At 63.7% G+C, this 25272-nt stretch carries 22 protein-coding genes and 1 tRNA gene; 16 read left to right on the top strand and 7 right to left on the bottom strand.

Features of this window, described 5'->3' with window-relative positions:
• Window position 1: 1 nt before the first annotated feature.
• The 11 genes from AC1Q5A_RS03725 (at window position 2) to AC1Q5A_RS03775 (ending at window position 12675) form a co-directional block, all read left to right on the top strand.
• A complete protein-coding gene (locus tag AC1Q5A_RS03725) occupies window positions 2-1174 on the top strand; it encodes a glycosyltransferase (protein WP_492698435.1) in 1173 nt (390 codons plus the stop codon).
• An 84-nt stretch (window positions 1175-1258) separates the two neighbouring features.
• Window positions 1259-2479 carry a glycosyltransferase family 4 protein gene (locus tag AC1Q5A_RS03730; protein WP_492698437.1) on the top strand — a complete coding sequence of 407 codons (1221 nt, stop codon included), beginning with the start codon at window positions 1259-1261 and terminating at the stop codon, window positions 2477-2479.
• A complete protein-coding gene (gene asnB, locus AC1Q5A_RS03735) occupies window positions 2479-4269 on the top strand; it encodes an asparagine synthase (glutamine-hydrolyzing) (RefSeq protein ID WP_492698439.1) in 1791 nt (596 codons plus the stop codon). Before AC1Q5A_RS03730 ends, asnB begins: the two co-directional genes overlap by 1 nt.
• Window positions 4266-5393 (top strand): glycosyltransferase, encoded by a 1128-nt coding sequence (locus AC1Q5A_RS03740; RefSeq protein ID WP_492698441.1) that lies wholly within the window; start codon window positions 4266-4268, stop codon window positions 5391-5393. Before asnB ends, AC1Q5A_RS03740 begins: the two co-directional genes overlap by 4 nt.
• A complete protein-coding gene (locus AC1Q5A_RS03745) occupies window positions 5393-6211 on the top strand; it encodes an FkbM family methyltransferase (protein WP_492698443.1) in 819 nt (272 codons plus the stop codon). Before AC1Q5A_RS03740 ends, AC1Q5A_RS03745 begins: the two co-directional genes overlap by 1 nt.
• On the top strand, window positions 6208-7134 hold the full coding sequence (locus tag AC1Q5A_RS03750; protein ID WP_492698445.1) for a glycosyltransferase family 2 protein: 927 nt from the start codon (window positions 6208-6210) through the stop codon (window positions 7132-7134). The genes AC1Q5A_RS03745 and AC1Q5A_RS03750 overlap by 4 nt, the downstream gene beginning before the upstream one ends.
• 47 nt (window positions 7135-7181) lie before the next feature.
• Window positions 7182-8216 carry a polysaccharide biosynthesis protein gene (locus AC1Q5A_RS03755; protein ID WP_492698448.1) on the top strand — a complete coding sequence of 345 codons (1035 nt, stop codon included), beginning with the start codon at window positions 7182-7184 and terminating at the stop codon, window positions 8214-8216.
• A gap of 3 nt (window positions 8217-8219) precedes the next feature.
• Complete coding sequence (wbjC, locus tag AC1Q5A_RS03760) at window positions 8220-9326, top strand: UDP-2-acetamido-2,6-beta-L-arabino-hexul-4-ose reductase (protein ID WP_492698450.1); 1107 nt, start codon at window positions 8220-8222, stop codon at window positions 9324-9326.
• Window positions 9327-9328: 2 nt separating this feature from the next.
• The gene (gene wecB / locus AC1Q5A_RS03765) at window positions 9329-10459 is read left to right on the top strand and encodes a non-hydrolyzing UDP-N-acetylglucosamine 2-epimerase (RefSeq protein WP_492698452.1); all 1131 of its coding nucleotides are present in this window, start codon (window positions 9329-9331) and stop codon (window positions 10457-10459) included.
• Between the two features lie 43 nt (window positions 10460-10502).
• Window positions 10503-11687 (top strand): glycosyltransferase family 4 protein, encoded by a 1185-nt coding sequence (locus AC1Q5A_RS03770; RefSeq protein ID WP_492698454.1) that lies wholly within the window; start codon window positions 10503-10505, stop codon window positions 11685-11687.
• Between the two features lie 94 nt (window positions 11688-11781).
• Window positions 11782-12675 (top strand): FkbM family methyltransferase, encoded by an 894-nt coding sequence (locus AC1Q5A_RS03775; RefSeq protein ID WP_492698456.1) that lies wholly within the window; start codon window positions 11782-11784, stop codon window positions 12673-12675.
• A 274-nt stretch (window positions 12676-12949) separates the two neighbouring features.
• Here the strand turns inward: AC1Q5A_RS03775 and AC1Q5A_RS03780 are convergent, their stop codons facing one another.
• The 3 genes from AC1Q5A_RS03780 to AC1Q5A_RS03790 all read right to left on the bottom strand — a co-directional run bounded on the left by AC1Q5A_RS03780 (window position 12950) and on the right by AC1Q5A_RS03790 (window position 17201).
• Window positions 12950-13693, bottom strand: coding sequence for a YdcF family protein (locus AC1Q5A_RS03780; RefSeq protein WP_492698458.1), 744 nt, complete (start codon window positions 13691-13693; stop codon window positions 12950-12952).
• Between the two features lie 30 nt (window positions 13694-13723).
• A complete protein-coding gene (locus AC1Q5A_RS03785) occupies window positions 13724-14812 on the bottom strand; it encodes an undecaprenyl/decaprenyl-phosphate alpha-N-acetylglucosaminyl 1-phosphate transferase (protein WP_492698460.1) in 1089 nt (362 codons plus the stop codon).
• A gap of 571 nt (window positions 14813-15383) precedes the next feature.
• Window positions 15384-17201, bottom strand: a complete 1818-nt coding sequence (locus AC1Q5A_RS03790) for an SLC13 family permease (protein ID WP_492699048.1) — start codon at window positions 17199-17201, stop codon at window positions 15384-15386.
• A gap of 493 nt (window positions 17202-17694) precedes the next feature.
• On the opposite strand from AC1Q5A_RS03790, the gene AC1Q5A_RS03795 reads away from it, so the two are divergent.
• Window positions 17695-18042, top strand: a complete 348-nt coding sequence (locus AC1Q5A_RS03795) for an endonuclease domain-containing protein (protein WP_492698462.1) — start codon at window positions 17695-17697, stop codon at window positions 18040-18042.
• 338 nt (window positions 18043-18380) lie between these two features.
• Here the strand turns inward: AC1Q5A_RS03795 and trmB are convergent, their stop codons facing one another.
• From trmB to AC1Q5A_RS03815, 4 genes are all read right to left on the bottom strand, one after another.
• On the bottom strand, window positions 18381-19085 hold the full coding sequence (trmB, locus tag AC1Q5A_RS03800) for a tRNA (guanosine(46)-N7)-methyltransferase TrmB (protein ID WP_492698464.1): 705 nt from the start codon (window positions 19083-19085) through the stop codon (window positions 18381-18383).
• 52 nt (window positions 19086-19137) lie between these two features.
• Window positions 19138-19938, bottom strand: a complete 801-nt coding sequence (locus AC1Q5A_RS03805) for a thiazole synthase (RefSeq protein ID WP_492698467.1) — start codon at window positions 19936-19938, stop codon at window positions 19138-19140.
• Between the two features lie 33 nt (window positions 19939-19971).
• On the bottom strand, window positions 19972-20172 hold the full coding sequence (thiS, locus tag AC1Q5A_RS03810; protein ID WP_492698470.1) for a sulfur carrier protein ThiS: 201 nt from the start codon (window positions 20170-20172) through the stop codon (window positions 19972-19974).
• Window positions 20173-20283: 111 nt separating this feature from the next.
• The gene (locus AC1Q5A_RS03815) at window positions 20284-22524 is read right to left on the bottom strand and encodes a DUF6600 domain-containing protein (RefSeq protein WP_492698473.1); all 2241 of its coding nucleotides are present in this window, start codon (window positions 22522-22524) and stop codon (window positions 20284-20286) included.
• A gap of 672 nt (window positions 22525-23196) precedes the next feature.
• Here AC1Q5A_RS03815 and AC1Q5A_RS03820 point away from each other — a divergent pair.
• The 4 genes from AC1Q5A_RS03820 (at window position 23197) to AC1Q5A_RS03835 (ending at window position 25268) form a co-directional block, all read left to right on the top strand.
• Window positions 23197-23270, top strand: a tRNA-Gly gene (locus AC1Q5A_RS03820).
• A gap of 33 nt (window positions 23271-23303) precedes the next feature.
• Window positions 23304-23759 (top strand): ATP-dependent zinc protease family protein, encoded by a 456-nt coding sequence (locus AC1Q5A_RS03825; RefSeq protein WP_492698475.1) that lies wholly within the window; start codon window positions 23304-23306, stop codon window positions 23757-23759.
• Window positions 23756-24679, top strand: coding sequence for a 30S ribosomal protein S6--L-glutamate ligase (gene rimK, locus AC1Q5A_RS03830; RefSeq protein ID WP_492698477.1), 924 nt, complete (start codon window positions 23756-23758; stop codon window positions 24677-24679). The genes AC1Q5A_RS03825 and rimK overlap by 4 nt, the downstream gene beginning before the upstream one ends.
• A gap of 112 nt (window positions 24680-24791) precedes the next feature.
• Window positions 24792-25268: a hypothetical protein gene (locus tag AC1Q5A_RS03835; protein ID WP_492698479.1), complete on the top strand. Its 477-nt coding sequence runs from the start codon at window positions 24792-24794 to the stop codon at window positions 25266-25268.
• Window positions 25269-25272 lie beyond the last annotated feature (4 nt).

Raw genomic sequence — 25272 nt, forward strand, 5'->3', positions numbered from 1 at the left:
CATGCGCCGGAATTTGCGTCTGGCCATCTTGGTCAGCCATCCAATCCAGTATTTCGTTCCCTTGTTTCGATTGCTGGCAGAACGCCAGGAGTTGGATTTCAAGGTGTTCTACCACACGCGGATGGGTACGGTGCCTTATCGTGATGAAGGCTTCGGACGCGAGGTGCAATGGGATCTTCCTTTACTGGACGGCTACTCCCATCGGTTTCTCTCAAGCCGCGTGGAAAATGGCGGGTGCCAGTGGCGAGTCGCCTGGGAATTGATGCGAAAAAAGCCCGACGTGCTGATCGTGCATGGCTATACCTCCCCCACCAACCTGTTGGCCATGCTGGTCGCCCGCATGACAGGCGTGCGGGTGCTCATACGTGGCGACACGAGGATTCAGGAAAGCAACGTTTCACCATTCAAGCGCCGCCTAAAGCAAGCCATCTTGCGCCTGTGTCACGGTGCCATCGCGGTGGGCTCCGCCAACCGTGATTACTACGCTTCCTTGGGGATGGCGAGGGATTCGATTTTTTTCGCGCCGTTCAGTGTGGATAACGCGGCGTTCACAATACCAGAAGAGCGTCGCGAAGCTGTGCGCACGGCGTTCAGGAAAGAGCTCGGGACGTCAGAAAACGCGGAGCTTGTCTTGTTTGCATCCAAGTTGATTGCGCTGAAGCGTGCGGCTGATCTCATCGAAGCTTTTTCAGTCGCCGCGAGTCGATTCCCCGATGCTGCGCTGGTGATAGTCGGTTCGGGAGAGGAAGAAGCCAAACTTCGGAAACAGGCGACTGCCCTCGGTCAGTATCAGATTCACTTCCTCGGCTTCAAAAATCAGTCGGAGCTCGGGAAAATCTACGCATCGTGCGACGTTTTTGTGCTGCCGTCCGATTCGGAGCCGTGGGGCCTGGTCGTCAATGAAGTCATGGCCGCAGGCTTGCCGGTCGTCGTCAGCGATGAGGTGGGGGCGGCGCGTGACTTGGTTGCTGACACCGGTGCGGGGCTCGTGTATCCCTGTGGTGATATCTTCGCATTGGCGGAATGTCTGACCACTGTTCTCGGGAATGAGATGCAGCGCAAGCAAATGGCGGAACGTGCCCGCATAACCATTCAATCGTGGGATATCACCTGCACGGTAGATGCTATCGCGGAAGCTGCGAAACGAGTGGTGGCAAATCCTCATGGCCACTAGATGGATATCGGATGCGAATTCGGTGATGGGAAACGGGTGCGTCTTGTCGAGAGTCGCTCCGGGTACCGTCGAGGCTTGCACGCCATGACCCCGCGTCTTGCCCTTGTTGTTCCAGGTCTCCATCAGGGAGGCGGTGTTCCTGCCGTCGCCCGTTTCATGAAAGACACCGCGGAACGCAGTGGCGAGTGGCTCGTGCGTCCCGTCTCACTCTGCATGTCGACCACCGATAGCGAAAGCACTTCTGTGTTCAAGCCGGGCAGTTGGATGCGTGCACCAACCGCAGGGCGTCGCAGGTGGCTCGATTACGACGTACCCCATGTGGGCGCCCGTCTCGCCCAATTCGAGTTCCAGCGCTATCGGCCACGCGCTGCATTGGCAGCGTTGCTTGCCGATTGCGACATAATCCAGGTGGTCTGCGGATCGCCCGCCTGGGCGAACGCGGTGCTTGGCTTGGGCAAGCCGGTTGCCCTGCAGGTTGCGACGCGGGCACGTGTCGAGAGGCGCCAGCGCGATGCAAATCCCAGGCGCCTTTCCGAATGGTGGCGCAAGGCCATGACAGAAATCACGGATCGCATGGATGACAGCGCATTGCGTGGTGTGGATGCGATCCAGGTCATGAACCCGTGGATGCTGGAATATGCGCGTGGTCTGAATGCTGGCCGCGATGTTGACTTGCGTTATGCGCCACCAGGTGTCGATGCCGAGACTTTTCGTCCGCCCATGACACGTGATCTTGGACACGATCCCTACATCCTGTGCGTGGCTCGTCTCGATGACCCACGCAAAAACATCCGATTGTTGCTGGAGGCCTATGCGTTGCTGCCGGCCCAGCTTCGCGATGACGTGCGGCTGGTGCTGGCCGGTTCCAGCGGGCCACCCGATGCATTCTGGCAGCGCGCCACGGTGCTGGGTTTGCGGGAGCGGGTCAGCTATGTGGAAATGCCGGACCAGGACGCGTTGTTGCGCCTGTATCAAGGGGCAAGCGTGTTCGGGTTTCCTTCGGATGAGGAGGGGCTGGGCGTCGTTGTCCTGGAAGCCATGGCCTGCGGCGTGCCGGTGGTTTCCACTCGCAGTGGCGGTCCGGATGGGATCATCACGGATGGGAGCGATGGCTATCTGGTGCCGTTGGACGACGCTGCCGCCATGGCCTCGCGGCTGGCTCAACTACTGCAAAATCTCCAGCTCAATATCGTGATGGGAGGAAAGGCCCGGCAGACCATCGAGCAGCGTTTTGACCAGCGCGTAGCCGGTGAAGCATTCATCGACATGTGGGAGCGACTGATGCGAAAAAGGAAAGAACCCTGATGTGCGGCCTCATCGCAACATTCAGCCCTGCCTCCGTGCCGCAATTCCGCATCCACCTCGCCTTGCAACGCATGCAACGCCGTGGCCCGGATGGCGAAGGGTTGTGGCAGGAGGAAGGCGCATGCCTGGGACACCGCCGACTGGCGATCCTGGATCTGGACTCGCGTGCTGCCCAACCGATGCATTCGGCCTGTGGTCGCTATGTCATCGCCTTCAATGGTGAGATCTACAACTTCGCCGACTTGCGCCGCCAGCGTGAAGCGGCAGGGGACACGTTCCGCACTACGTCGGATACTGAGGTCTTGCTGGCATTGTTCGCAGCGGAAGGCGAAGCAATGCTGCGAAAACTGCGGGGTATGTTCGCTTTTGTGATCTGGGATCGGATGGCCAAACGCGGGTTCGCGGCGCGTGATCCCTACGGCATCAAGCCGCTGTATTACGCGGTCTCCAGGGAAGGGGTCTTGTTTGCCTCGCAAGTCAAGGCACTGCTGGCCACGGGCGTGGTCTCGCGCGAGCCGGGCGTCCATGGCCAAGCGGGATTCTGGCTATTGGGCAGCGTGCCGGAACCGCACACATGGTATCGCGATATCCACGCAATGCCCGCAGGGCACTATGCGTGGGTAGAGCACGAGCGCATCGCCGAGCCGCGAATGTTCTGGGACATCGGCGAATCTTGGCGAAATGCTGCGTCAGCCCCGGATGTGAGCGATGACGAAGCCTGCGAGCGTACGCGCGCAGCCTTGCGGTCATCGGTGGCGAATCATCTGGTGTCGGACGTACCTGTTGGTGTCTTTCTTTCCGGCGGCATCGATTCGGGCGCACTGGCGGGCCTGATGGTGGATCCAAGTGTCAGGGACGTGCAGGGCATCACCATTTCCTACGATGAATTCAAAGGCAGCCATCAGGATGAAGCGCCAGTTGCGGCAGCCATCGCTGCTCACTACGGCATCCGCCACCACGTCCGGCGAGTAACGCGTGAGGAATTCCTCGCCGACCTTCCGCGCATCCTGGATGCAATGGACCAGCCCAGCATCGATGGCATCAATACCTGGTACGCCAGCAAGGCCGTCGCGGAGCTTGGGCTGAAGGTCGTGGTGTCAGGCGTGGGTGGTGACGAGTTGTTCCAGGGCTATGAGAGTTTCGATGAGCTGCCGCGTCTGGTTGCGCGCTGCTCTGCGGCGATGCGCATCCCGGGCGCAGGTATGGCGGCACGATTGGCCGGAAATCTGCAGGCACGCCGGACTGGCAACCAACGTTGGCGCCACGCTGCGCAATGGTCACGCACGCTGTCGGGCGCCTGGTGGCTGCGTCGCAGTCTGCACGCGCCTGACGAACTGCCTGGCTTGATGGGTGAGGATCGGGCGAGGGAGGCGCTGATGGGGTTTGAAGCCGATACGTGGACGCAGCGCATGAGCGGACCTATTCCCGGCGACCCGCGCCTCGCGTTGGGGCAGATCGAATCTACCACTTACATGCGCAACCAGCTGCTGCGCGACAGTGACTGGGCCAGCATGGATCACAGCGTGGAGCTGCGAACACCACTGGTCGACGCATGGCTATTGGCCGACGTTCAGCCGCTGCTGTCGGCGTTCCAGCGGTTTCCGAAGAAGACCTTGCTGGCGGAGGCCCCCGCCAAACCATTGCCGCGCGCGATCATCGAGCGCCGCAAGACCGGCTTCGGGATACCCGTGGGCCGTTGGCTGGCGGATCGGGCGGGTAAAGCAGGCTCGACTCTGGATAGCCGTGCCTGGGCGAAAGAGGTCGTCGCGACCTTCGAGGCGGGAACATGAAGTTGGTACACGTGGTGCCCCACATCGACCAGGAGGCGGCAGGTCCCTCCTACTCAGTGCCGCGCCTGTGTGAAAGCCTGGCCGCCCGCGGGCACGACGTGGAATTATCCTGCCTGGCCACACGCGGCGAGATCCCGGGTGTCCGGCTGGACGTGCACCCGCAATGGCCGGTGTCGGGGCGGTTCGCCATTTCATCGAGTCTTGCGCGCGCGCTGCACGCAAAAGCGTGTCGCGTGGACATCGTCCACAACCACAGCCTGTGGTCGATGGTGAATGTTGCCAGCGGATGGGTGGTACCCGGACGCGGTGCCAAGCTCGTGACTTCCCCGCGCGGCACGCTCTCGTCTTGGGCATTAGGCCGCACCAAGGCGCTGAAGGCGGCGTTGTGGCCACTACAACGCCGCGCCTTGTCGCGTGCGGATTTATTGCATGCCACCAGTGAAGTGGAATATGCCGAGATCCGCGCACGGGGCTTCACCGCTCCTGTCGTCGTGGTGCCGAATGGCATCGACCTGCCACCGCTACCAACGGCCAAGTCACCAAGTGGTACACGCACATTGCTGTTTCTGAGTCGGATTCACCCGACGAAGGGACTGGACCGGCTGTTGCATTCCTGGATGGAACTGCAAGCCTTGCATTCGGACTGGCGACTGGTGATTGCCGGGCAAGGGGAGCCGGAGCACGTGCGGGAGGTCGAGGCACTGGCGCAGTCACTGCGGCTGCAGCGCGTGGAGTTCCCCGGCCCGCTGTATGGCGCCGCCAAGGCGGAGGCCTACTTCCAGGCGGATCTGTTCGTGCTGCCCACGCACTCAGAAAATTTCGGCATGGTGGTTGCGGAAGCCTTGGCCCATGCTTGCCCGGTGGTGGTCAGCCGGGGCGCGCCATGGTCCGGTGTCGAAGACGAAGGGTGCGGTTGGTGGGTTTCCAACGAGGTCTCAACGTTGACCCAGGCGCTGGATACCGCGATGCGCTTGCCGGACAAGCAGCGTACAAGCATGGGGCGCGCAGGACGTGCGTGGATGCAGCGGGATTTCAGTTGGGCGTCGGTGGCTGATCGGATGGAATCGGCATATGCATGGTTGTTGCAGGGTGGCACGCCGCCTGGATCTGTGAAGGATGCCTGATGAGCCAAAGTGATCAAAGTACAGCGGTGTTGCCGGTTGGGTTCCTGCGACGGTGCGCAGAGCGCCTTCTGGGGCCGTTGACGATTGCCCGCAGGCTCCCAGCCAGCAGCGGAGGTGGGCAACTTGTGGTCAGTGCGCGTGTCGGTGGGCTCAAGTATCTGTTCAAGCGATCCGGTAAGTTTGATCCCGAACTTCTCAGGATTGCCGGAGCCTTGGTCCGGCCCGGCGATTGCGTATGGGATGTTGGCGCCAACGTGGGTCTTTTTTCGATGGCGGCAATGCATCACGTCGGCAGTACCGGAAGCGTTGTGGCCGTCGAAGCGGATCAAGACGCCGTGTCATTGTTGTTCAAGACGGCACGCCGTGCTGACCGCCGATTGACGGTTCTGCCAATCGCGATCAGCGATCAGGACGGCTTTGTGCGTTTCGCCATCGCGCGCCGGGCGCGAGCCTCCAACGCCATTGAAGGCTATGGTTCCACCCAAACGGGTGGTGTCCTGGAAGTGCGAACGCTCCCGGCCTTGCGCTTGGACAAGCTTGTTGAATATTTCCGGCCGCCTTCCGTGCTGAAAATCGATGTGGAGGGCGCGGAGTTGGACGTGTTACGGGGTGGCCGCCGCATGTTGGTCGACATTAGGCCCCGCATCTATTGTGAGGTGACTGGCGGTACGCGCGCCGAGGTCGTGGCCCTCTTGCGGTCCGCGAGCTATGACGTTTTCGATGGCGAGTCATTCGGCACCAGGGAGCCTGGAGAAGTCGGGATGCGAACGACCAATCTGGTGGCGCTCCCATCGGATGGAGAAGGGCGACCTTCATGAGTGCGTCCGAACATGGGGCCGAATCCGCAGTGGCCGATGTGCCTTCATCAGGATGCGGCGGGGTACCTGTGGCCGTCGTCATGATCACGCTGAACGAAGCGCACAACATGGATGCGGTGCTCGATAACCTGAAAGGCTGGGCGCAGGAAGTGTTCGTGGTTGATAGCTACAGTGCGGACGACACGGTGGAGATCGCGCTCCGTCACGGTGCGCACGTCGTGCAGCATGCATTCCATGGCTTCGGAGACCAGTGGAACTTTGCGCTGGAGACTCTACCCATTACGGCCCCATGGACCATGAAGCTGGACCCGGACGAGCGTTTGACGGATGCGTTGAAACAGAACCTGGTCCTGACCCTGGCGATGCCGAACGCTAAGGCCGACGGATTTTCGATGGACCGGCGCCTCTGGTTCATGGGGCGTCCCTTGCCGGTGCGGCATGAATTGCTTCGCGTATGGCGCACGGGCCATTGCCGGTTCTCCGATGTGCTGGTCAATGAGCATCCGATGGTGGAGGGGGAAATTCGGCGCGTCGAGGGCGATATCGAACATCACGACAGCCCCGATCTCGACCACTGGCTGGACAAGCAGAACCGGTATACGTCGGCAGAGGCGGTCGCGGCTCATGAGGGCCGCGCGCTTTCAGTCGAGCCGCGGCTGTTGGGCAATGCCCTGCAACGCAGAATGTGGATCAAGAAACATTATCGCCGTTTTCCGTGCCGCTATCAGGTGATCTTCCTGCATCATTATCTGATCCAGGGCGCATGGCGCGTTGGTTGGGTGGGCTATGCCTGGTCCCGCCTGCGCAGCGACGTCTACCGGGTGTGGGAATACAAGCTGCGCGAGATTCGAATTACCGGGCGGCTGCCGCTGAAGCGTCCGAACGGACCAGGCAAGCCGGATCCGCGGGTTCCACAGTATTGATCGGTGCCCGGCAAGCACGCCGGGGCGAAGAGGGCATGGAGGTTTTTGTGTTTGATGACAAGGTTTTATTGATCACCGGCGGCACCGGCTCTTTCGGCAACGCCGTACTGCGGCGATTCCTGCAGACTGGCGTGCGCGAAATCCGCATTTTCAGCCGCGATGAAAAGAAGCAAGACGATCAGCGCAAGCTGTACGCCAACGACAAGCTGAAGTTCTACATCGGCGACGTGCGCGATCCGCAGAGCGTAATGAACGCCATGCGTGGAGTGGATTACGTCTTCCATGCGGCTGCGCTCAAGCAGGTACCATCTTGCGAGTTCTATCCGCTGGAAGCGGTGAAGACCAACGCGCTCGGTACCGAGAACGTGGTCGAGGCAGCGATCCAGTGCGGCGTACGCAAGGTGATCTGCCTGAGCACCGACAAGGCGGTTTACCCGATCAACGCCATGGGCATTTCCAAGGCGATGATGGAAAAGATCTTCGTCGCCAAGTCGCGCGTGGTCGACCCGGAGCGCACCACCATTTGCGGTACGCGCTATGGCAACGTGATGGCGTCGCGAGGTTCAGTGATTCCGTTGTTCGTGGAGCAGATGCTGGCGGGGCGGCCGGTGACGATTACCGACCCGGCGATGACGCGTTTCATGATGACGTTGGACGATGCCGTCGACCTGGTGCTGTATGCGTTCGAGCATGGCCAGAGCGGCGACATCCTCGTGCAGAAGGCACCCGCCGCCAACCTGGACGTGCTGGCACATGCCTTGTTCGAGTTGCTGGGCCGTCCGGACCACGGCATCGACATCATTGGTACCCGGCATGGCGAGAAGTTGCACGAAACCCTGCTGAGCCGTGAGGAGCACGCGCGTACGGATGATCTGCCGGGCTATTTCCGCATACCGGCGGACCTGCGCGATCTCAACTACGGCAAGTTCGTGGAGCATGGCGAGGCGAAGATCAGCCGCAGCGACGATTACACCTCGCACAACACCGACCAGCTTGATGTGGAAGGGATGAAGAAGCTGCTGCTGAAGCTGGACTTCATTCGCGACCTGATCGCTGGCCGTGTTGCCAAGCCGGTGGATTGAGCCATGAAGGTCTTGATCACCGGGGCCGACGGCTTCATTGGCAAGAATCTGCGCGTGGCGCTGGGTGAGCGCGAGGGCATCGAGGTATTGCCTGTCACGCGTGCTACCGATTCGGCCGCCTTGCAGGCAGCGGTGAGCGACGCCGACGCCGCGATTCACCTGGCTGGCGTGAACCGGCCACAGGATCCCGCGGAGTTCACAACGGGCAACGCCGACTTCACCGGGCATCTGTGTGATCTGCTGGCGCGATCCGGCCGGGCGATTCCAGTGGCGTTTGCGTCTTCGATCCAGGCGGTGCAGGAGAATCCCTACGGGTGCAGCAAGCGCGCCGCGGAGGAGCGGCTGTCCGCGCATGCCGTCAGCACGGGTTCGCCGGTGGCGATCTACCGGTTGCCGAACGTGTTCGGCAAGTGGTGCCGTCCAAACTACAACTCGGCCGTGGCCACGTTCTGCCACAACATCGCGCGTGGCCTGCCTGTGCAGATCAATGATCCGGCTGCACCCGTGCAGCTGGTCTATGTGGATGATGTGGTGGCCGAGCTTCTGCGATTCCTGCGGGAGCCGCCGACTGGCGTCGTGTTCGGTGCGGTTGCACCTGCCTACACGGCCACCGTCGGTGAACTGGTCGAACAGATCCGCGCGTTCGGTGAGGTGCGCGGCAGCCTGGTGACCGAGCGGGTTGGCGAGGGGCTGGTGCGCGCGCTGTATGCCACCTACGTGAGCTACCTGGAGCCGGCGCAATTCAGTTACGGGGTGCCGAAGTACGGCGACCAGCGCGGCGTGTTCGTGGAAATGCTGAAGACTCGGGACTCGGGTCAGTTCTCCTTCTTCACTGCACACCCGGGGATTACCCGAGGCGGCCATTACCACCACAGCAAGACCGAGAAATTCCTGGTCATCAAGGGCAGGGCGCGATTCAAGTTCCGCCACATCCTCACCGACGAGGTCTATGCGCTCGATACGTCGGGCGACGAGCCAGTGATCGTGGAGACCATTCCCGGCTGGGCGCACGACATCACCAACATCGGTGACGACGAGATGGTGGTGATGCTGTGGGCCAACGAGATTTTCGACCGGGCGCGGCCCGACACCATCGCCAGCAAGGTATGACGATGAAGAAGCTGAAAGTGGCAACGGTGGTGGGCACGCGGCCGGAGATCATCCGGCTTTCACGCGTACTCGCCAAGCTGGATGAGCATTGCGAGCATGTGCTGATCCACACTGGACAGAACTACGATTACGAGCTTAACGGGATATTCTTCGACGACTTGGACATCCGCAAACCGGACCACTTTCTGGAGGCAGCCGGTGCTAGCGGCGCGGAGACCATAGGCAAGGTAATCATTGCCGTGGATCAGGCGTTGGGCGAGGTTAAGCCCGATGCGGTATTGGTGCTTGGTGATACCAACAGCTGCCTGGCGGTGATTCCGGCCAAGCGTCGCAAGATTCCTACCTTCCACATGGAGGCAGGCAACCGCTGTTTCGACATGCGCGTGCCGGAGGAGATCAACCGCCGCATCGTCGACCACACCGCGGACATCAACCTGACCTACAGCGACATTGCGCGCGAGTACCTGCTGCGCGAAGGTCTGCCGCCGGACATGGTGATCAAGACCGGGAGCCCGATGTGCGAGGTGCTGGGCCACTACAAGGACCGGATTGCGGCTTCCGACGTGCTGGTGCGCCTGGGCCTGGAAGCGGGGCACTATTTCGTGGTGAGCGCCCATCGCGAGGAGAACGTCGAGTCGGACGAAAACTGCGGAGCGCTGGTCGAGGTGCTCAATGCGGTGGCCGGACGTTACGACATGCCGATTATCGTGTCGACCCATCCGCGCACGCGAAAACGGTTTGACCACATGGGCTACACGCTGGATGCGCGCATCCAGCTGCTGAAGCCGCTGGGCTTTTCCGATTACGTGAGGCTGCAGTCATCGGCCAAGGCGGTGTTGTCTGATAGCGGCACGATCAATGAGGAATCGTCCATCCTCAACTTTCGCGCGCTCAACCTGCGCGAGGCGCATGAGCGGCCCGAAGGCATGGAGGAGGCCGCGGTGATGATGGTCGGCTTGAATGTCGAACGTGTGATGCAGGCGCTTGCTATTCTGGAGACGCAGCCTGCTGGCGCGCAGCGCATGTTGCGGCAGGTTGGCGACTACAGCATGCCGAATGTATCCGACAAAGTCGTACGGGTCATCCACAGCTACGTGGACTATGTGAACCGGGTTGTCTGGGGGAAGCCGTGAGCTGTTTCCCTGGATCTGTTGCACTCCGCATCCCGGGGCACCCATGCGCATCCTGATCGTGATCGATACGTACGTGCCAGCCCGCATTTCTGGGGCTCTGCAGATGCGCGATCTGGCGGTTGAGTTCGTCCGGCAAGGGCACCGGCCCACCGTCATCGTGCCGGCCCCTGACCTCGATCGTGCGTGGACCATGGAAACGCTGGAAGGCGTGGAGGTTCTCCGTGTCAAGGCCTTGCGCACCAAGGATGTCGGTTACCTGCGCAGGGTGTTCGCGGAGTTCCTGCTGTCGCTATGTTTGCTCCGCGGCCTCAAGCGCAGCCCGCTTGCCAAGGAATCGTGGGGCGGGGTGGTCTGGTACTCGCCGACGATCTTTCTTGGGCCCGTAGTTGCTTGGCTTAAACGGCGCAAGAACCTCAAGTCTTATTTGATCTTGCGCGATCTGTTCCCTGATTGGGCCGTCGATGCGGGCATCATGCGGCGAGGTTTGGCATATCGCCTGTTGAAGCACGTGGAGCGTTACCAGTACCTCCAAGCCGACGTAATTGGCGTGCAGACGCCTAGCAATATACCTATGGTTGAAGCAACTGCCGTCGGTGCGGCGCGGATCGAGGTGCTGGAAAACTGGCTATCCGAGTCGGCGCACGGCGAGTGCCACGTTTCGCTGCAGACAACGCCGCTCGCCGGCAGGACGATCTTTGTCTACGCGGGCAACATGGGGGCGGCACAGGGAATGGACTGTCTGCTGGAGCTGGCGGAGGACATGGCCAGTCGCGACGATGTCGGGTTTCTTTTCGTGGGGCGCGGCAGTGAAGTGGAGCGATTGCGCGAGTATGCACGGCTTCACGACCTGCACCACGTGTTGTTCATGGACGAGGTCGATCCGAAGTCGATTCCCGGGCTGCTGGCGCAATGTCATGTAGGCATGATCGCGCTCGACCCAAGGCATACCACGCATAACATTCCGGGAAAGTTTCTGACCTACCTGCGTGCCGGCCTGCCTGTGCTCGCCCGCATCAACGCGGGGAATGACCTTGAGCAGATCATTAATGCAAATGGAGTCGGTTGTGTTTGCGTGGGTCTGGCGGAGCATCAACTTAGACCACTTGCAATCAGACTCCTGGACAATCCATGGCTACGGAATGAAATGGCGCAGCGGGGCAGGTGGTTGGCGGAAGCTAGATATTCTCCTGCTTCAGCTGCGAGGCGAGTTGTCTCAGGCCTTGTCTAAATAGTGGCGTAATATCGAATGATCTATTCCCATTTCTGGCGGCTCGGCTGAAGAATGATCATGACTTACGCAGGAACATAAGGAGGAAATCATAATGTCGATCTTTAACACCATTAAATTTATTACTAATCACCCATTAAACCGTGGGCATAAATTCAGCTCAATAATTAAATTCGCAAAATGGCAGGCCGGAAGCCGATTAGTTCCCGCGAGAGAAATTGTTTACACTTGGGTTAACGACTCAAAGTTTTTGGTTCAAGCTGGAGAAACGGGATTAACGGGAAATATATATACTGGGCTCCACGAGTTTCCAGATATGGGTTTTTTGCTCCATTTTTTGCGGGAGAATGATCTCTTTGTTGATATTGGTGCAAATGTTGGATCTTACACTATTCTTGCATGCTCGGCGGTTAGAGCTAAAGGCGTTGCATTCGAGCCAGTCCCAAGCACCTACAGCAGGCTAATCGAAAACATGCGCATAAATCATTTGGACGAGAAAGTAAAATGCATAAACAAGGGCGTGGGTGCTAAGCTTGGAGCAATCACATTCACTGTTGATGGAGACACAACGAACCACGCGCTTGCGCCTGACGAGTTATGTGCGAATACAACAATTGTTGAGGTCACTTCGTTGGACGGGGCCTTGGATGGGATGGTCCCGTCACTCATAAAAATCGATGTTGAGGGGTATGAAACACTAGTTCTAGAAGGAGCGCAGAAAACGTTAGAAAATAAGCTGTTAAGCGCTGTAATTATGGAGCTAAACGGCAGCGGCTCTCGCTACGGGTTCAGTGAATCGCATATTGTTGATTTGATGCTTAGTAACGGATTTGAGGCATGCTCATACGACCCTTTCAGTCGTACGCTTATTGGCTGTGCCGATAAGATATCAAGTTCCGGAAATACTCTGTTTATCCGTAATAAACCCTTTGTCGAAGACAGGTTGAGATCTGCGCCAAAGGTGAATGTTCATGGCAGGCGGTTCTAAGACCCTATCGCAGGCGGCTGATCAAAAGATTTTGATTTGTATAGAAGGCTGGTAGACATTGGTCTTCGAATCAGCACCACCCGTTGCGGAAATTTTTCCTCGTCTATCGACGCGATGGGACGTAATGGCCGGTGCCAACCTCGCCATCAGTACGGGCCGTGATCTCACGATCACTGTCACGGCCATCACGGCGAGCGGCCGGCCCTAACCTCGGCCTCGGCCTCGCGCAGGTCTTGAGGCGTCTGCAAGCCTGAACAGTCCGAGTGCGGTGGTTTTATGCCCAGCCACGCAACAGGTAGTACAGCAGCCCGAGATATTCGCGCAGGCTGAGCCCGCTACGCTGCAGTGCCTCGCGTGGTTGCCATGGCGGGCGCAAGGCCGGGTACACGTCAGCTCGATCCAGCGCAGGCGCTGGCGTGACCTCCAGCCCCTCGCGTCTGAAGCTCGCCGCCGCGCGGGGCATATGCATGGAGGATGTCACCATCAGGATACGGAGTCGACCTTGCTGTTTCAGCAGGCGCGAAGAGAAGGCGGCGTTCTCGTGTGTGTCACGGCTCGTGGTTTCAAACAGGAGGGCTGATGGCGACACGCCATGCCTCACCAGTTCGTCGGCCATGGTGATGGCGTCTCCGCCGTCACCGGAAAGGAGAATCACGGGTGCACGTGCGGACTTGAACAGAGCGTAGCCAAAACCGAGTCGCGACTTCAGCAAGTTGACTGTTTCGGTGTTCCAGTCTGATTCGGCACGCGGAAAGGGTGCGCCACCCAGGATCACGATGGCGTCGGCCACGGGGTAGGCGCTTGCCGCGCGTTGTGGATACTCGCTCTCCAGCCCGCGCTGCAGCCATGCGGCAAAAGCTGGCGTGGCGCACAGCGTCAGCCAGAGTGCGCTTGTCGCAAAGAAGGCGGCGGCGATGCGATAGCGTCGAAAACACAACCAAGCCAACCCGACGATGGCAAGACCTGTCGCTTGAGGCATGGGCTGGCTGAGACTGGCCAATCGGTCGAACAGATCCACGTCAGGTAGTTGCTCTGGTGGTTCTACGCCTTACTTCGACAATGCTTCCTGGCGGACGGCCGGCTGTTGTCTGCCGGTGGCTTCCGAAGCGATGGGTGGATGACGGATGACATGGTCATCGTTCGCCGCCGGATGCTGGGCGAGGCGGGTGCGGCGGGCCTGCTGGCGTGTCCAGGCACGTTCCACGATCGCGATGTAGATGACCGTGAATGCACAGAACGCCGCCAGATTGGAGCCGGAGCCCAGATGCAGCGAACGTATCACGCTGCCGAGGAAGACGATCGACGCGGCCAGCGCGATCAGGGCGACGAGGGTAGCGCGCGGGCCAATACCGAAGCCCATCACGATATGGTGGATGTGCCCCCGATCCGGCTTGAACGGCGATTTGCCCTGGCGCAGGCGGCGGTACATCACAGCCAGAGTGTCGAGCACGGGCAGGGCCACGCACCACAGTACGTCGACCGGAGACAGGTGGCTGCCGGGGTCCTGGCTGAGGCGGATCAGGGTCCACGCCAACAGGTAGCCGACGACCATGCTGCCGGCGTCGCCCATGAAGATCTTGCGGCCCATGAAGCCGAGGTTGGTGGCGAGGTAGGGCAGCACCGCAACGACCAGCAGGACCATCATGATGACTGACCCGCTCAGCGCGTTGGGACCGCTGAACAGCATGATCGCGGCAACGCTGACCAGGGCCAGGCTGCCGGCAAGCCCGTCGATGCCGTCCATCATGTTGAACGCGTTGAGCAGGCCGATCACGGCGATCACGGTGAGCGGAATGCCGACCCAGCCGAGAGTGAGCTCATAGCCGAAGATATGCCCCAGGCTGTGGATGTGGACGCCGGTGCTGCCGATGACGGTGAGGATCATGCTGAGCTGCACCAGCAGTCGCGTGCGCACGCTGAGGTCGAAGCGGTCATCCAGTGTGCCCAGCATGACCAGCACGCATGAGGTACCCAGCAACACCTGGTCGAAGATCTGGAACTGGCCCCAGATGCAGGCACCCACCAGCACGCCGATGAAGATGGCGAGGCCACCGACCAGCGGCACGTTGCCGACGTGGTGCTTGCGTTCGCTGGGGTGATCCACCAGGCCCAGCAGGTCGGCGAATCGACGCAACACGATGATCGCTACGCTTGTGGTGATGCCTGTGGCCAGGCAAGCAAGAATCGTTCTTGTAACCTGCATCGGCTGTAGACTCCCCTGTGTATCCTTTCGAGCCTATTCCAGTAGGCGTAACCCGTACTGGCGAACATCCGCCAGCAGTAACTGGCAGCCGAGCTGGTTGCCGTCAAGAATGGTTGCCCCTTGTGAATCGGTGATTACAGCATGACCGGTTCATGGCTTGGGCCGCGCTGGACCGATGCCTGGTGCAGCGTAGCCGGACGCATGGATCGTGCCGGATAACCACCCCCCCTCCAGTGATGCGCCAGGCCGTGCCGGCCCGGGACGGAATACCGGTGAAAACGCGATCTTATCACGCCGTGGCAGCAGATCTGTCGCATGATTGCCGGATATCGGGCCGGCAAGGGCTGCATGCGTGATGCGATGCGGGGTGACCTGTTGCGGCGGCAAGTGACGCATTGTGTATCAGGGGCGATCATGCGGCGCCTCCTGCCTGCGGGCGGGCAGGGATGGTCGGTCCGCCCTGAAACCCCGTGCAGGGCAGGAAACCGGGGGATGACTTTTCGGTTCAGTGGAACAGCAGGTTGATCGCCAGCAGGGTGACGACGAGAACCAGGAACGTCAGCGGCAGGCCCACGCGCAGGAAGTCCCTGCCCTTGTAGCCACCGGGGCCGGTGACCATCATCAGCGCGGGGTGGCCGGAGCTGAGCAGGAAGGTGTTGGAGGAGGACACCGCCACGATCAGCGCGTACGCCGAGGGGTTGCCGCCGGTGGCCACCGCCACGCTGATCGCGATCGGCACCATCATCACGGTGGCGCCGACGTTGGACATCACCTGCGAGAACAGCAGGGTGAGCACGGCCAGGCACAGCTGCAGCAGCCACGGCGACGCGCTGCCCAGGTGGTCCAGCACCACCTGGGCGATCCACGCGGCGGTGCCGGTGGCGTCCATCGACCAGCCCAGCGGGATCAGGCAGGCGGTGACGAAGATCGTCTTCCAGTTGACCGCCTTGTACGCCTCGTCCATGTTCAGCACGCCGGTCAGCAGCATGCCGATCGCGCCGGTCATCATCGCCACCGACAGGTCGAGATTGGTGAACAGCGCCAGGCACTTCGCCAGCACGAAGAAGCCCACCGCCTGCCAGATCTTGCCCGGCCGCTGCTGCTCCTTCGGGATGTCGGTGACGACGACCAGGTCGCGGTCTTCCGCGGCCAGCGAGAGGTCGCGCCAGTTGCTGTGCAGCACCACGGTGTCGCCGGCGCGCAGGCTGACCGAGCGCACGTCGTCGCGGAACACCTGGTCGCCGCGGTTCACCGCCAGCACCGAGATGCCGAAGCGCTTGCGCAGGCGCAGTTCGCCCACGGTTTGCCGGATGAAGCGCGACACCGGCGGAATCACCACCTCGGAAATGCCGGCGCGGGTGGGGTTGAACAGCTCGCCCAGCTGGCGCATGCGGGTGGACAGCCGGCACAGCTGGTTGTTGGCGAACTGGTTCAGCTGCTCGCGCGGGCCGAGCACGCCGAGCACCGAGCCGACCCAGATCACGTGGTCGGCCGGCGGCGCCATGCGCGCGTCGTTGCCGCTCTTGATCGCCAGGATCAGCGGCGCGCCGTGCAGCTGCTCGACCTCGCCGATGCTCATGCCGACCAGCGGGCTCTCCGCGGTGACGGTGAGCTCGGCGGTTTCGCCGACGATGCCGTAGGTCTCGGCGAAGTAGCTCTCGGTGCGCCCGGGCGTGACCTTCAGCCGCTCGTCCTCGTGTCCGGGCAGCAGCCTGTGGCCGAAGAAGTAGAAATAGCCCACGCCCAGCAGCGCCAGGGTCAGGCCGACCGGGGTGACGCTGAACAGGCCGAACTTCGGAATGGTGTGCGCGCCTGGCGGCAGGTTCACGTTGGCGCTGGCGATCAGGTCGTTCAGCACGATCAGCGGCGAGTTCGCGATCAGCGTGGTGTTGGTGGCGGTGAGGATGCAGAACGCCATCGGCAGCAGCAGCCGCGACAACGGCACGCCGGTACGCGCGGCCAGCCGGCTGCTGACCGGGATCATCAGCGCGGCCAGCGCCTGGCTCGGGATCACCGCGCTGAACAGGCTGGCGACCAGGTTGATCACCACGCCCAGGCGCGATTCCACGCCGCGCGCCATGCGCATCACGAAGTTCGCAGTGAGGCCGAGCACGCCGGCGCGATCGAGTCCCTCGCCCATGATCATGATCGCGATGATCGCGATCACCGCGTTGCCGGCGAAGCCGTTGAACACACGGTCGGACGGGATCAGCCCGGTCAACCCGATCACCACCACCACCAGCAGCGCCACCATGTCGGCGCGGATCCACTCGAGCACCAGCATCAGCATGGTGAAGCCCACCAGCCCGAGTACCAGGACCATTTCGGGGGTGAGCGAGAGTGCCACTAGCTGACGTCCCTGCGGGGCAGCGGATTACGGTGGATACGGCGGGATAGTGGAAGCTTCACGCTGCTGTCGATTCGTCCCTGGGCGGAAGGTGATGAGTATAAGCGGGCTCGATGAATCGAGGGCGAAAAGCGGACCCCACCCCCAACCCTCCCCTGCCAGCAGGGGAGGGAGCGCGGCGCGGCGGCATGGGAGCACCGGTTTTTTGCCTGCAGGGCAAAGACGCACAGCGCCTTGCTCCTCCCAGCCTGCAGGGTAAAGACGCACAGCGCCTTGCTCCTCCCCAGCTTGCAGGGCAAAGACGCACAGCGCCTTGCTCCTCCCCAGCTTGCAGGGTAAAGACGCACAGCGCCTTGCTCCTCCCCGGCTTGCAGGGCAAAGACGCACAGCGCCTTGCTCCTCCCCCTGCTTGCAGGGGGAGGTTGGGAGGGGGTTACGCTTTTCGCCCCAGCCCAGCGAAGGACTCGCCATGCACCTCAAATGGATCCGCGCCCGCCAGCTCCGCAACGGCAGCACCGACGCCGAGCATCGCCTGTGGTATTTCCTGCGCCGGCAGCAGCTGGGCGGGCACAAATTCCGCCGCCAGTATCCGCTGGCTGGCTACATCGCGGACTTCGTCTGTGTGCCCGCGCGGCTGGTGATCGAACTGGATGGCGGGCAGCATCTCGATGCGCTCGAGTACGACCGGCGTCGCACCGAAGCGCTGCAGCGCGAGGGCTATCGGGTGTTGCGCTTCTGGAACGACGATGTACTGCTGCGCACGCAGGACGTGTTGGCGGAGATCTTCCGGGTGCTGGAGGGAAGGTCAAAAGCTTGACCCCACCCCAGCCCTCCCCTGCAAGCAGGGGAGGGAGCGCTGGCGCTCGCTCCTCCCTCTGCGTAGCAGGGAGGGAGCGCTGGCGCTCTGCTCCTCCCTCTGCGCAGCAGGGAGGGAGCGCTGATGCTCTGCTCCTCCCCCTGCGCAGCAGGGGAGGGAGCGCTGACGCTCTGCTCCTCCCCCTGCGCAGCAGGGGAGGGAGCGCTGACGCTCTGCTTCTCCCTCTGCACAGCAGGGGAGGGAGCGCTGATGCTCTGCTCCTCCCCCCTGCACAGCAGGGGAGGGAGCGCTGACGCTCTGCTCCTCCCCCTGCGCAGCAGGGGGAGGTCGGGAGGGGGTCAAGCTCTGCGGTAAAGCAGATCCCACACCCCATGCCCCAGTTTCAGCCCGCGCCGTTCGAAGTGGGTTTCGATGCGCCATGCAGGCTTCTCGGCGTATTGGCCGGGGCCGGTGGCGTTGCGCCAGTCCGCAGCGGCTTCCATCACCTCGAGCATGTGCTCGGCGTAGGGCTCCCAGTCGGTGGCCAGGTGCAGCAGGCCGCCGGGGGCCATGCGCGAGGCGAGCAGGGCGACGAACCCGGGCTGGATGATGCGGCGCTTGTTGTGCCGCTTCTTGTGCCACGGATCGGGGAACCAGATGCGCGCCTCGGCCAGGCTGCCGGCGGCGATTTCGTGTTCCAGCACTTCGACCGCGTCATGCTTGTACAGCCGCACGTTGGTGGCGTCGCGCGCGGCCAGCGCGTTCATCAGCCGGCCCACGCCGGGGCCGTGTACCTCGACGCCGATGAAGTCGCGCGCCAGGTCGTGCTCGCTGGCCCAGGCCAGCGCTTCGCCGTTGCCGAAGCCGATCTCCAGCACCAGCGCCGCCGTGCGGCCGAAGTTCGTGGTGAAGTCGCGCGGGGCGCCCTGGTAGTCGATGCCGTAGCGCGACCACAGCGTGTCGAACGCACGCTGCTGCGCCGGCGTCATGCGCCCCTCACGCAACACGAAACTGCGGATGCGGCGCAGGTGTCCGGGGGCGTCGTGGCGGGGCGTGTCGGTCATGCGGGTCCGAAGAAAAGGGGCTGTCCCTGCAAGGGGGGGAGGCGCAGCACCGTCAGCCGATGGTGCCGTCGACCGGACTGGAGGCCGAGGCGTAGCGCTTGCGCGGGATGCGCCCGGCCTTGAACGCGGCGCGGCCGGCCTGGATCGCCAGCTTCATCGCATGCGCCATCAGCACCGGGTCGCGCGCACCGGCGATCGCGGTGTTCATCAGCACGCCGTCGCAGCCAAGTTCCATCGCGATCGCCGCATCGGAGGCGGTGCCCACGCCGGCATCGACGATGATCGGCACTTTCGCGTTCTCGATGATCTCCAGCAGGTTGTAGCGGTTCTGGATGCCCAGGCCCGAGCCGATCGGCGCGGCCAGCGGCATCACCGCGACGCAGCCGATCTCTTCCAGCCGCCTGGCGAGGATCGGGTCGTCGCTGGTGTAGACCATCACCTCGAAACCGTCGGCGACGAGTGCCTCGGCGGCCTTCAGCGTCTCCACCACGTCGGGGAACAGCGTTTTCTGGTCACCGAGCACTTCCAGCTTCACCAGCCGATGGCCGTCCAGCAGCTCGCGCGCCAGCTTGCACGTGCGCACCGCGTCGGCCGCGTTGTAGCAGCCGGCGGTGTTCGGCAGCAGGGTGAATTCGTCTGGCGGCAGCGCGTCGATCAGGCTGGGCGCGGAAGGATCCTGGCCGATGTTCACGCGGCGGATCGCCACCGTGACGATCTCCGCGCCGGCCGCCAGCGAGGCGGCGCGCGTCTCGTCGAAGTCGCGGTATTTGCCGGTGCCGGTAAGCAGGCGCGAGCCGTAGCTTTTTCCGGCGATGATCAGTGGGTCGGTCGGGGCGGTGGTCTTGAGATTCATGGAAGGCTCTGGGGTGCTCGAAACGGGGCGGGCTCAGCCGCCGCCGATGGCGTGGACGATTTCCAGCCGGTCGCCGTCGGCCAGCAACTGGCTGTCGTGCCGGCTGCGCGGCACGATTTCCTGGTTCAGTTCCACCGCCACGCGGCGGCCGGCGTAGCCGGCCTGTTCCAGCAGCCGGGCGATGGTGGTGGCGGCGGCGCAGTCGCGCGGCTGGCCGTTGAGGATGATCTGCATGCGGACATTGTAGCGGCTGGCGTCGCGAGCTACCGGCGGGAACCTCGAAGGCCCCCGCCCGCTGCCGCCTTCCGGCCGTCACCGGGGCGACGGCTGGCGGGCAGGGCGGTTTCAGTTCTGCTGGCGATCCCGGTCCTCGCCCGGCGCGGATTTGCGTGGCGGTTGGCGCGGCTCTTCGCGCGGCTGCTGCGGCGCCTGCTGGATGCGCGGCGGCGGCTGGTAGGATGGTTGCGGACGCGGCGGCTGCATCATTTCACGCGGCGGAGGCGCAGCCACAGGCGGCGCCTGCTCGCGAACGTAGCCGCGAGGCATCGGTTCCTGGCGCTGGAAGCGCGGTGCCGGATCGGGGCGCTGGAAGCGTGACTCGTCGGCAGTGCGCGCAGGCGGGGCTTCGCGTTGCATCATGCGATTCGCCGGTTCGTAGCGTGGGGTGCGTTCGGCGGCCGCCGGCATCGGCTCACGGTCGGCCGGAGTGGCGCGCCGGATCTGCGGCACCGGGGGGAGCGCGCGGCCGTCGAAGGGCGACGGACCGGCGCGGCCCGCGGGCGCGATGTAGCTGACGCCCGGCCGCGGCCGATCGGCGGCATCGCCGCCATGCGGGTGGGCGAAGCGGGCGGAGCGCGGTTCGCCATCCTCGCGCGGCGCGGGCGGGTTGCCCTGCGCCGTGGCTGGGGTGATCCGGTTGACCTCGGGGAGCGTGGCGACCGGAGCCGGCTGCCGGAATCCGTTGCCGTCGCGTCCGCCGGGTGCCGGGCGCGGCGCACGATCGGCATTGCCGCGCGCGTCCAGCATGCGCACGTTCGGGCGAAAGGCCTCGTCGCGCATGGCGCCGGCCGGCTGGGCGGCCCGGCCGCGGCCGACGGCTTCCGGCGTCACGCCGGGTGGCGCATGGTGCGCCACTACCGCCCGCTCGAAACCGCCGGCCGGCAGGTCGCGCAGGTGTGCGCTGCGCGGTGGCATCGCGCTGTCGGCAACGGGTGGCGACCGGTTGGCGCCGCGCACCAGCACCGGGGCGTCGGCCAGCTTGCGCGGGTCGACACGTATCCGGTCACGCTGCACGCCGCTGCCGTCGGCGAAGGCTTGGCCGGGCACGGCGGTGAAGCCGCGTGGCGCCATGCGGTTGGCATAGGCGGCTTCGCGCAGCGGGCGGCCGGCGCGGTAATCGTTGTACTGGTTATCGATGTTGTTGATGACGGTGGTGCGGTTGATGGTGGTGTTGTTCACGTAGATGTTGGTGACGTTGACGCGCGTGTAGTAGCTGCGGTCGCAGTGGTACCAGGGGTTGTAGACCTCGCCCGGGCCGAGCGGGAACCAGCCCACCGGCGCGCTGCCGATGCCGATCGACCAGCTGCCGCCGCCGACGAAGGCGACCAGTGCCGGCGCGTAGATCGGGCGCACGTCGACCGGGCCCGGGATCCAGCCCCAGCCGCCGCCCACGTAGGCCCAGCGTCCGTAGTGGTAGGGCGCGAAGCCCCACGGTGCGTCGTCCACCCAGGTCCAGCCCCACGGCGCGATGTACGCCCAATGGCCGGTGCGGTACGGGGCCCAGTCGGAGTCGACCTGGCTCGGGAACCACACCGCGCCATATTCGCTGGTGTCCCGCCAGCTGCCGTACTGGTCGAGATCCTGGTAGCCCACCACGTCTTCCGATACGTAGCGGCGGCTTTCCGACCGCGCGTAGCGCCGGTCGCGCCGGTTGACCCAGTCGTCGAACGCATCGCCGCCCTCGATGTCGGTGATCGTCACCGTCGCCAGGCTGGCGTCGGTGAAGCGGTAGCTGCGGCCGGGGTTGATCGTGCGCTGGGCGTTGTTCTCGCCGAACACGGTCGCGTCGCCGTCGAATGCGGTGACCTGGGTGCCGCCGTCGCGGTCGTCGACATCGACGCGGAAGATGCCGGGCCGGTCGACCACCAGCGCCACCGTCGACGTGTCGATCTCGTAGCTCTGGCCGCCGCCCAGCCGGCGCACGGTGAGGCTGAGCGTGCCGCGGGTCAGTTCGAGCTGGGCCAGCTTGTCATTCAGGTCGAGCAGGCCGACGTCGGTGCGGTCGTCGATGCGCAGCGTGCCGCCGCCGAATTCCAGTTCGGCACGGGCATCCCGTGCGCTGGACAGCTTGTCGCCGGTGGTCAGCGGACGGTTGATGTTGGCGTTGCTCCAGTCCCTCGCGCCGGCCGGCAGGAAGCCGAGGTCGCCGGCGATGTATGACAGCCGCGCCACCCGGCTGGGCGGATCGACGCCGTCGCCCGAACGTGATTGCGCCTGGGCCAGCCCCGCCGCCACGCACAGCAGCACGATCGCCAGTGCTCGCCAGTGACGGCGCCACGAAACAGGGGACTCGGCAAACCTGGGCATGCGGCTCTCCTTCGGGCGTGCGTGTGAAGCTGGAGCGGGACGGGTATTCGTCGTGCTGTTGTCAACGTGCATTGTCAGGCCGGCGATGACCATCGCCCGAGCCTGCGCAGATGGCTGTTCAGCACGCGTTGGGCGCCGCGCCGCAGCCCGGTGCCCGCTCCTGCGCGCGGGGCGCACTTCGCCAGGCCAGGATCAAAAGCCCACCCCCTCCTGACCTCCCCCTGCTGCGCAGGGGGAGGGACCGAACGTGAAGCTGCACGCTCCGCCCCCTCCCCTGCACGGCAGGGAGGGCCGGGGAGGGGTGCTCTTGGTTGGGACCGAACCTGAAGCTGCATGCTCCGCTCCCTCCCCTGCAGGGCAGGGGAGGGCCGGGGAGGGGTGCTCTTCGTTGGGACCGAACGTGAAGCTGCACGCTCCGCTCCCTCCCCTGCACGGCAGGGGAGGGCCGGGAGGGGTGCTCTTGGTTGGGACCGAACCTGAAGCTGCACGCTCCGCTCCCTCCCCTGCACGGCAGGGGAGGGCCGGGGAGGGGTGCTCTTCGTTGGGACCGAACCTGAAGCTGCATGCTCCGCTCCCTCCCCTGCACGGCAGGGGAGGGCCGGGGAGGGGTGCTCTTCAGTTTTTGCGAGCTTTTCAACCACGCGAATCCCGGGTTACCATCCGCCGGCCAAGGCGGGTGTAGCTCAATGGTAGAGCTGTAGCTTCCCAAGCTACTGACGAGGGTTCGATTCCCTTCACCCGCTCCACTCCCCGATCCCCGAGCGACTCCCCGAACCGACATGGCGGATCTGATCACACTCGGCTGGCGGGAGCGGCTGGCGTTGCCGCAGCTGGGCATCGGCGTGCTCAAGGCCAAGCTCGACACCGGCGCGCGCAGCAGTTCGCTGCATGTGGACACCTTGGAAACCTTCCTGTGCGACGGCGTGACCTGGCTGCGTTTCACCATCCATGCCGGCCGCCGCCAGCCGCTGGAGATCCGCTGCGAGGCGCCGGCACTCGACCGCCGCGCGGTGACCGACACGGGCGGCCGGCGCACCGAGCGCTGGTTCATCCGCAGCGAAGTGCAACTGGCCGGACAGCGGTTCGGCGTCGACATCAACCTGACCGATCGCCGGCATATGCTGTTTCCGATGCTGCTGGGCCGCAGCGCGCTGAGCGGGCGCTTTGCGGTGGATCCGGCGTGCTCCTATACCCAGCCACGGCCGCCCCGGGTGGCCACGGACCTTTCCGCATGAAGATTGCGATCCTGTCGCGCAATACCCGCCTCTATTCGACCAAGCGGCTGGTCGAGGCCGCCCGCGTGCGCGGCCACGTGGTGCGCGTGCTCGACCCGCTGCGCTGCTACGTGCGCATCGCGCCCGGCGCCTCGTCGATCCGTTACAAGGGCCGGGAGGTGCGCGATATCGACGCGGTGATCCCGCGCATCGGCACCGCCAGCACGTTCTACGGCACCGCCGTGCTGCGCCAGCTGGAAATGATGGGCGTGTACACGCCGAACCCATCCGACGCGGTGCTGCGCGCGCGCGACAAGCTGCGCTGTCTGCAGATCCTGGCTGCGCAGGGCATCGACATGCCGGTGACCGTGTTCGGCGACAACCCGGACGATGCCGACGACGTGCTGGCCCTGCTCGGCGATCCGCCGCACGTGATCAAGCTCAACGAAGGCAGCCAGGGCACCGGCGTGGTGCTGGCCGAGAAACACGCCGCGTCGCAGAGCGTGATCGAGGCGTTCCGCGGCCTGTACGCGAATTTCCTGGTGCAGGAGTTCGTGGCCGAGGCGAAGGGCAGCGACCTGCGCTGTTTCGTGGTCGGCAAGAAGGTGGTGGCGGCGATGCAGCGCGACGCCACCCCGGGCGAGTTCCGCGCGAACCTGCACCGCGGCGGCACTGCGATGGCGGCCACGCTGAGCGTGGAGGAGAAACGCATCGCCGTGCGCGCGGCCGGCGCGCTGGGGCTGGGCATCGCCGGCGTCGACCTGCTGCGCTCCAACCGCGGCCCGCTGCTGCTGGAAGTCAACGCATCGCCCGGCCTGGAAGGCATCGAGGCCGCCACCGGCGTGGATGTGGCCGGCGCGGTCGTGGATCTGCTGCAGGCGCAGGCTGGCGCTGCTCCCATGGACGAACGGGGCCCGAAGAAAAAGGTACGAAGCGCATAGTACGAAAACTTTCGTTGACACTGCCGAGGAGGCGGTTCTACCATCGCCCGCGGAGGGGTTCTGCGTCCTGTGCCCTGCAACGGGGTGCGGCATGAACATCGGAGGGAGAGGTATGAAGCGGAAGATCTGGATGCTCGGCATGGCGATGGCCCTGGTGCTGCTGCCGTTGGAAGGTGCGCTTGCAGGCAAGGCGGTCAACGCGGACAACAAGGATGATTTTTCGGGGGTGGCCGCAGCCGTGCGCCAGGAAATGGCGGCAGGTGGGCGCTATGAATTCGTCAACGGTTCCGAACGGAGCATCATCGATGCGCGGCTGACCGAGATGCAGGCACTGCTCGACAAGTACGGCAGCGTCGCGCAAATGAATCCGGACGCGAAGATCAAGCTGATGAACGATCAGGAAGAGGTCAATGCGATCCTGACCAGGCGCGACAGCAACCGGAAGGTATGCGAGTCCAGGCCGCCCACCGGCTCGTTGCTGCCACAATCGGTCTGCCGCACTTATGGCGATATCGAAAGGTCGCGGCGCGACAGCCAGAAATTCATGCATGACGCCATGGCGGTACCCCAGAACAGAAATGGCGGCTGAAGAT

The organism is Rhodanobacter sp. GW835-FHT13D09 (genome assembly GCF_058793995.1).

Bases quoted from the DNA above. Each gene is read 5' to 3' on its own strand.
- AC1Q5A_RS03825 (WP_492698475.1), top strand. From the start codon at position 23,304: ATGGCGGATCTGATCACACTCGGCTGGCGGGAGCGGCTGGCGTTGCCG.
- AC1Q5A_RS03730 (WP_492698437.1), top strand. From the start codon at position 1,259: ATGACCCCGCGTCTTGCCCTTGTTGTTCCAGGTCTCCATCAGGGAGGC.
- AC1Q5A_RS03745 (WP_492698443.1), top strand. From the start codon at position 5,393: ATGAGCCAAAGTGATCAAAGTACAGCGGTGTTGCCGGTTGGGTTCCTG.
- asnB (WP_492698439.1), top strand. From the start codon at position 2,479: ATGTGCGGCCTCATCGCAACATTCAGCCCTGCCTCCGTGCCGCAATTC.
- rimK (WP_492698477.1), top strand. From the start codon at position 23,756: ATGAAGATTGCGATCCTGTCGCGCAATACCCGCCTCTATTCGACCAAG.
- AC1Q5A_RS03750 (WP_492698445.1), top strand. From the start codon at position 6,208: ATGAGTGCGTCCGAACATGGGGCCGAATCCGCAGTGGCCGATGTGCCT.
- AC1Q5A_RS03740 (WP_492698441.1), top strand. From the start codon at position 4,266: ATGAAGTTGGTACACGTGGTGCCCCACATCGACCAGGAGGCGGCAGGT.
- AC1Q5A_RS03815 (WP_492698473.1), bottom strand. From the start codon at position 22,524: ATGCCCAGGTTTGCCGAGTCCCCTGTTTCGTGGCGCCGTCACTGGCGA.
- trmB (WP_492698464.1), bottom strand. From the start codon at position 19,085: ATGACCGACACGCCCCGCCACGACGCCCCCGGACACCTGCGCCGCATC.
- AC1Q5A_RS03775 (WP_492698456.1), top strand. From the start codon at position 11,782: ATGTCGATCTTTAACACCATTAAATTTATTACTAATCACCCATTAAAC.
- AC1Q5A_RS03805 (WP_492698467.1), bottom strand. From the start codon at position 19,938: ATGAATCTCAAGACCACCGCCCCGACCGACCCACTGATCATCGCCGGA.
- AC1Q5A_RS03770 (WP_492698454.1), top strand. From the start codon at position 10,503: ATGCGCATCCTGATCGTGATCGATACGTACGTGCCAGCCCGCATTTCT.
- AC1Q5A_RS03725 (WP_492698435.1), top strand. From the start codon at position 2: ATGCGCCGGAATTTGCGTCTGGCCATCTTGGTCAGCCATCCAATCCAG.
- thiS (WP_492698470.1), bottom strand. From the start codon at position 20,172: ATGCAGATCATCCTCAACGGCCAGCCGCGCGACTGCGCCGCCGCCACC.
- AC1Q5A_RS03795 (WP_492698462.1), top strand. From the start codon at position 17,695: ATGCACCTCAAATGGATCCGCGCCCGCCAGCTCCGCAACGGCAGCACC.
- wbjC (WP_492698450.1), top strand. From the start codon at position 8,220: ATGAAGGTCTTGATCACCGGGGCCGACGGCTTCATTGGCAAGAATCTG.
- wecB (WP_492698452.1), top strand. From the start codon at position 9,329: ATGAAGAAGCTGAAAGTGGCAACGGTGGTGGGCACGCGGCCGGAGATC.
- AC1Q5A_RS03790 (WP_492699048.1), bottom strand. From the start codon at position 17,201: ATGGTCCTGGTACTCGGGCTGGTGGGCTTCACCATGCTGATGCTGGTG.
- AC1Q5A_RS03835 (WP_492698479.1), top strand. From the start codon at position 24,792: ATGAAGCGGAAGATCTGGATGCTCGGCATGGCGATGGCCCTGGTGCTG.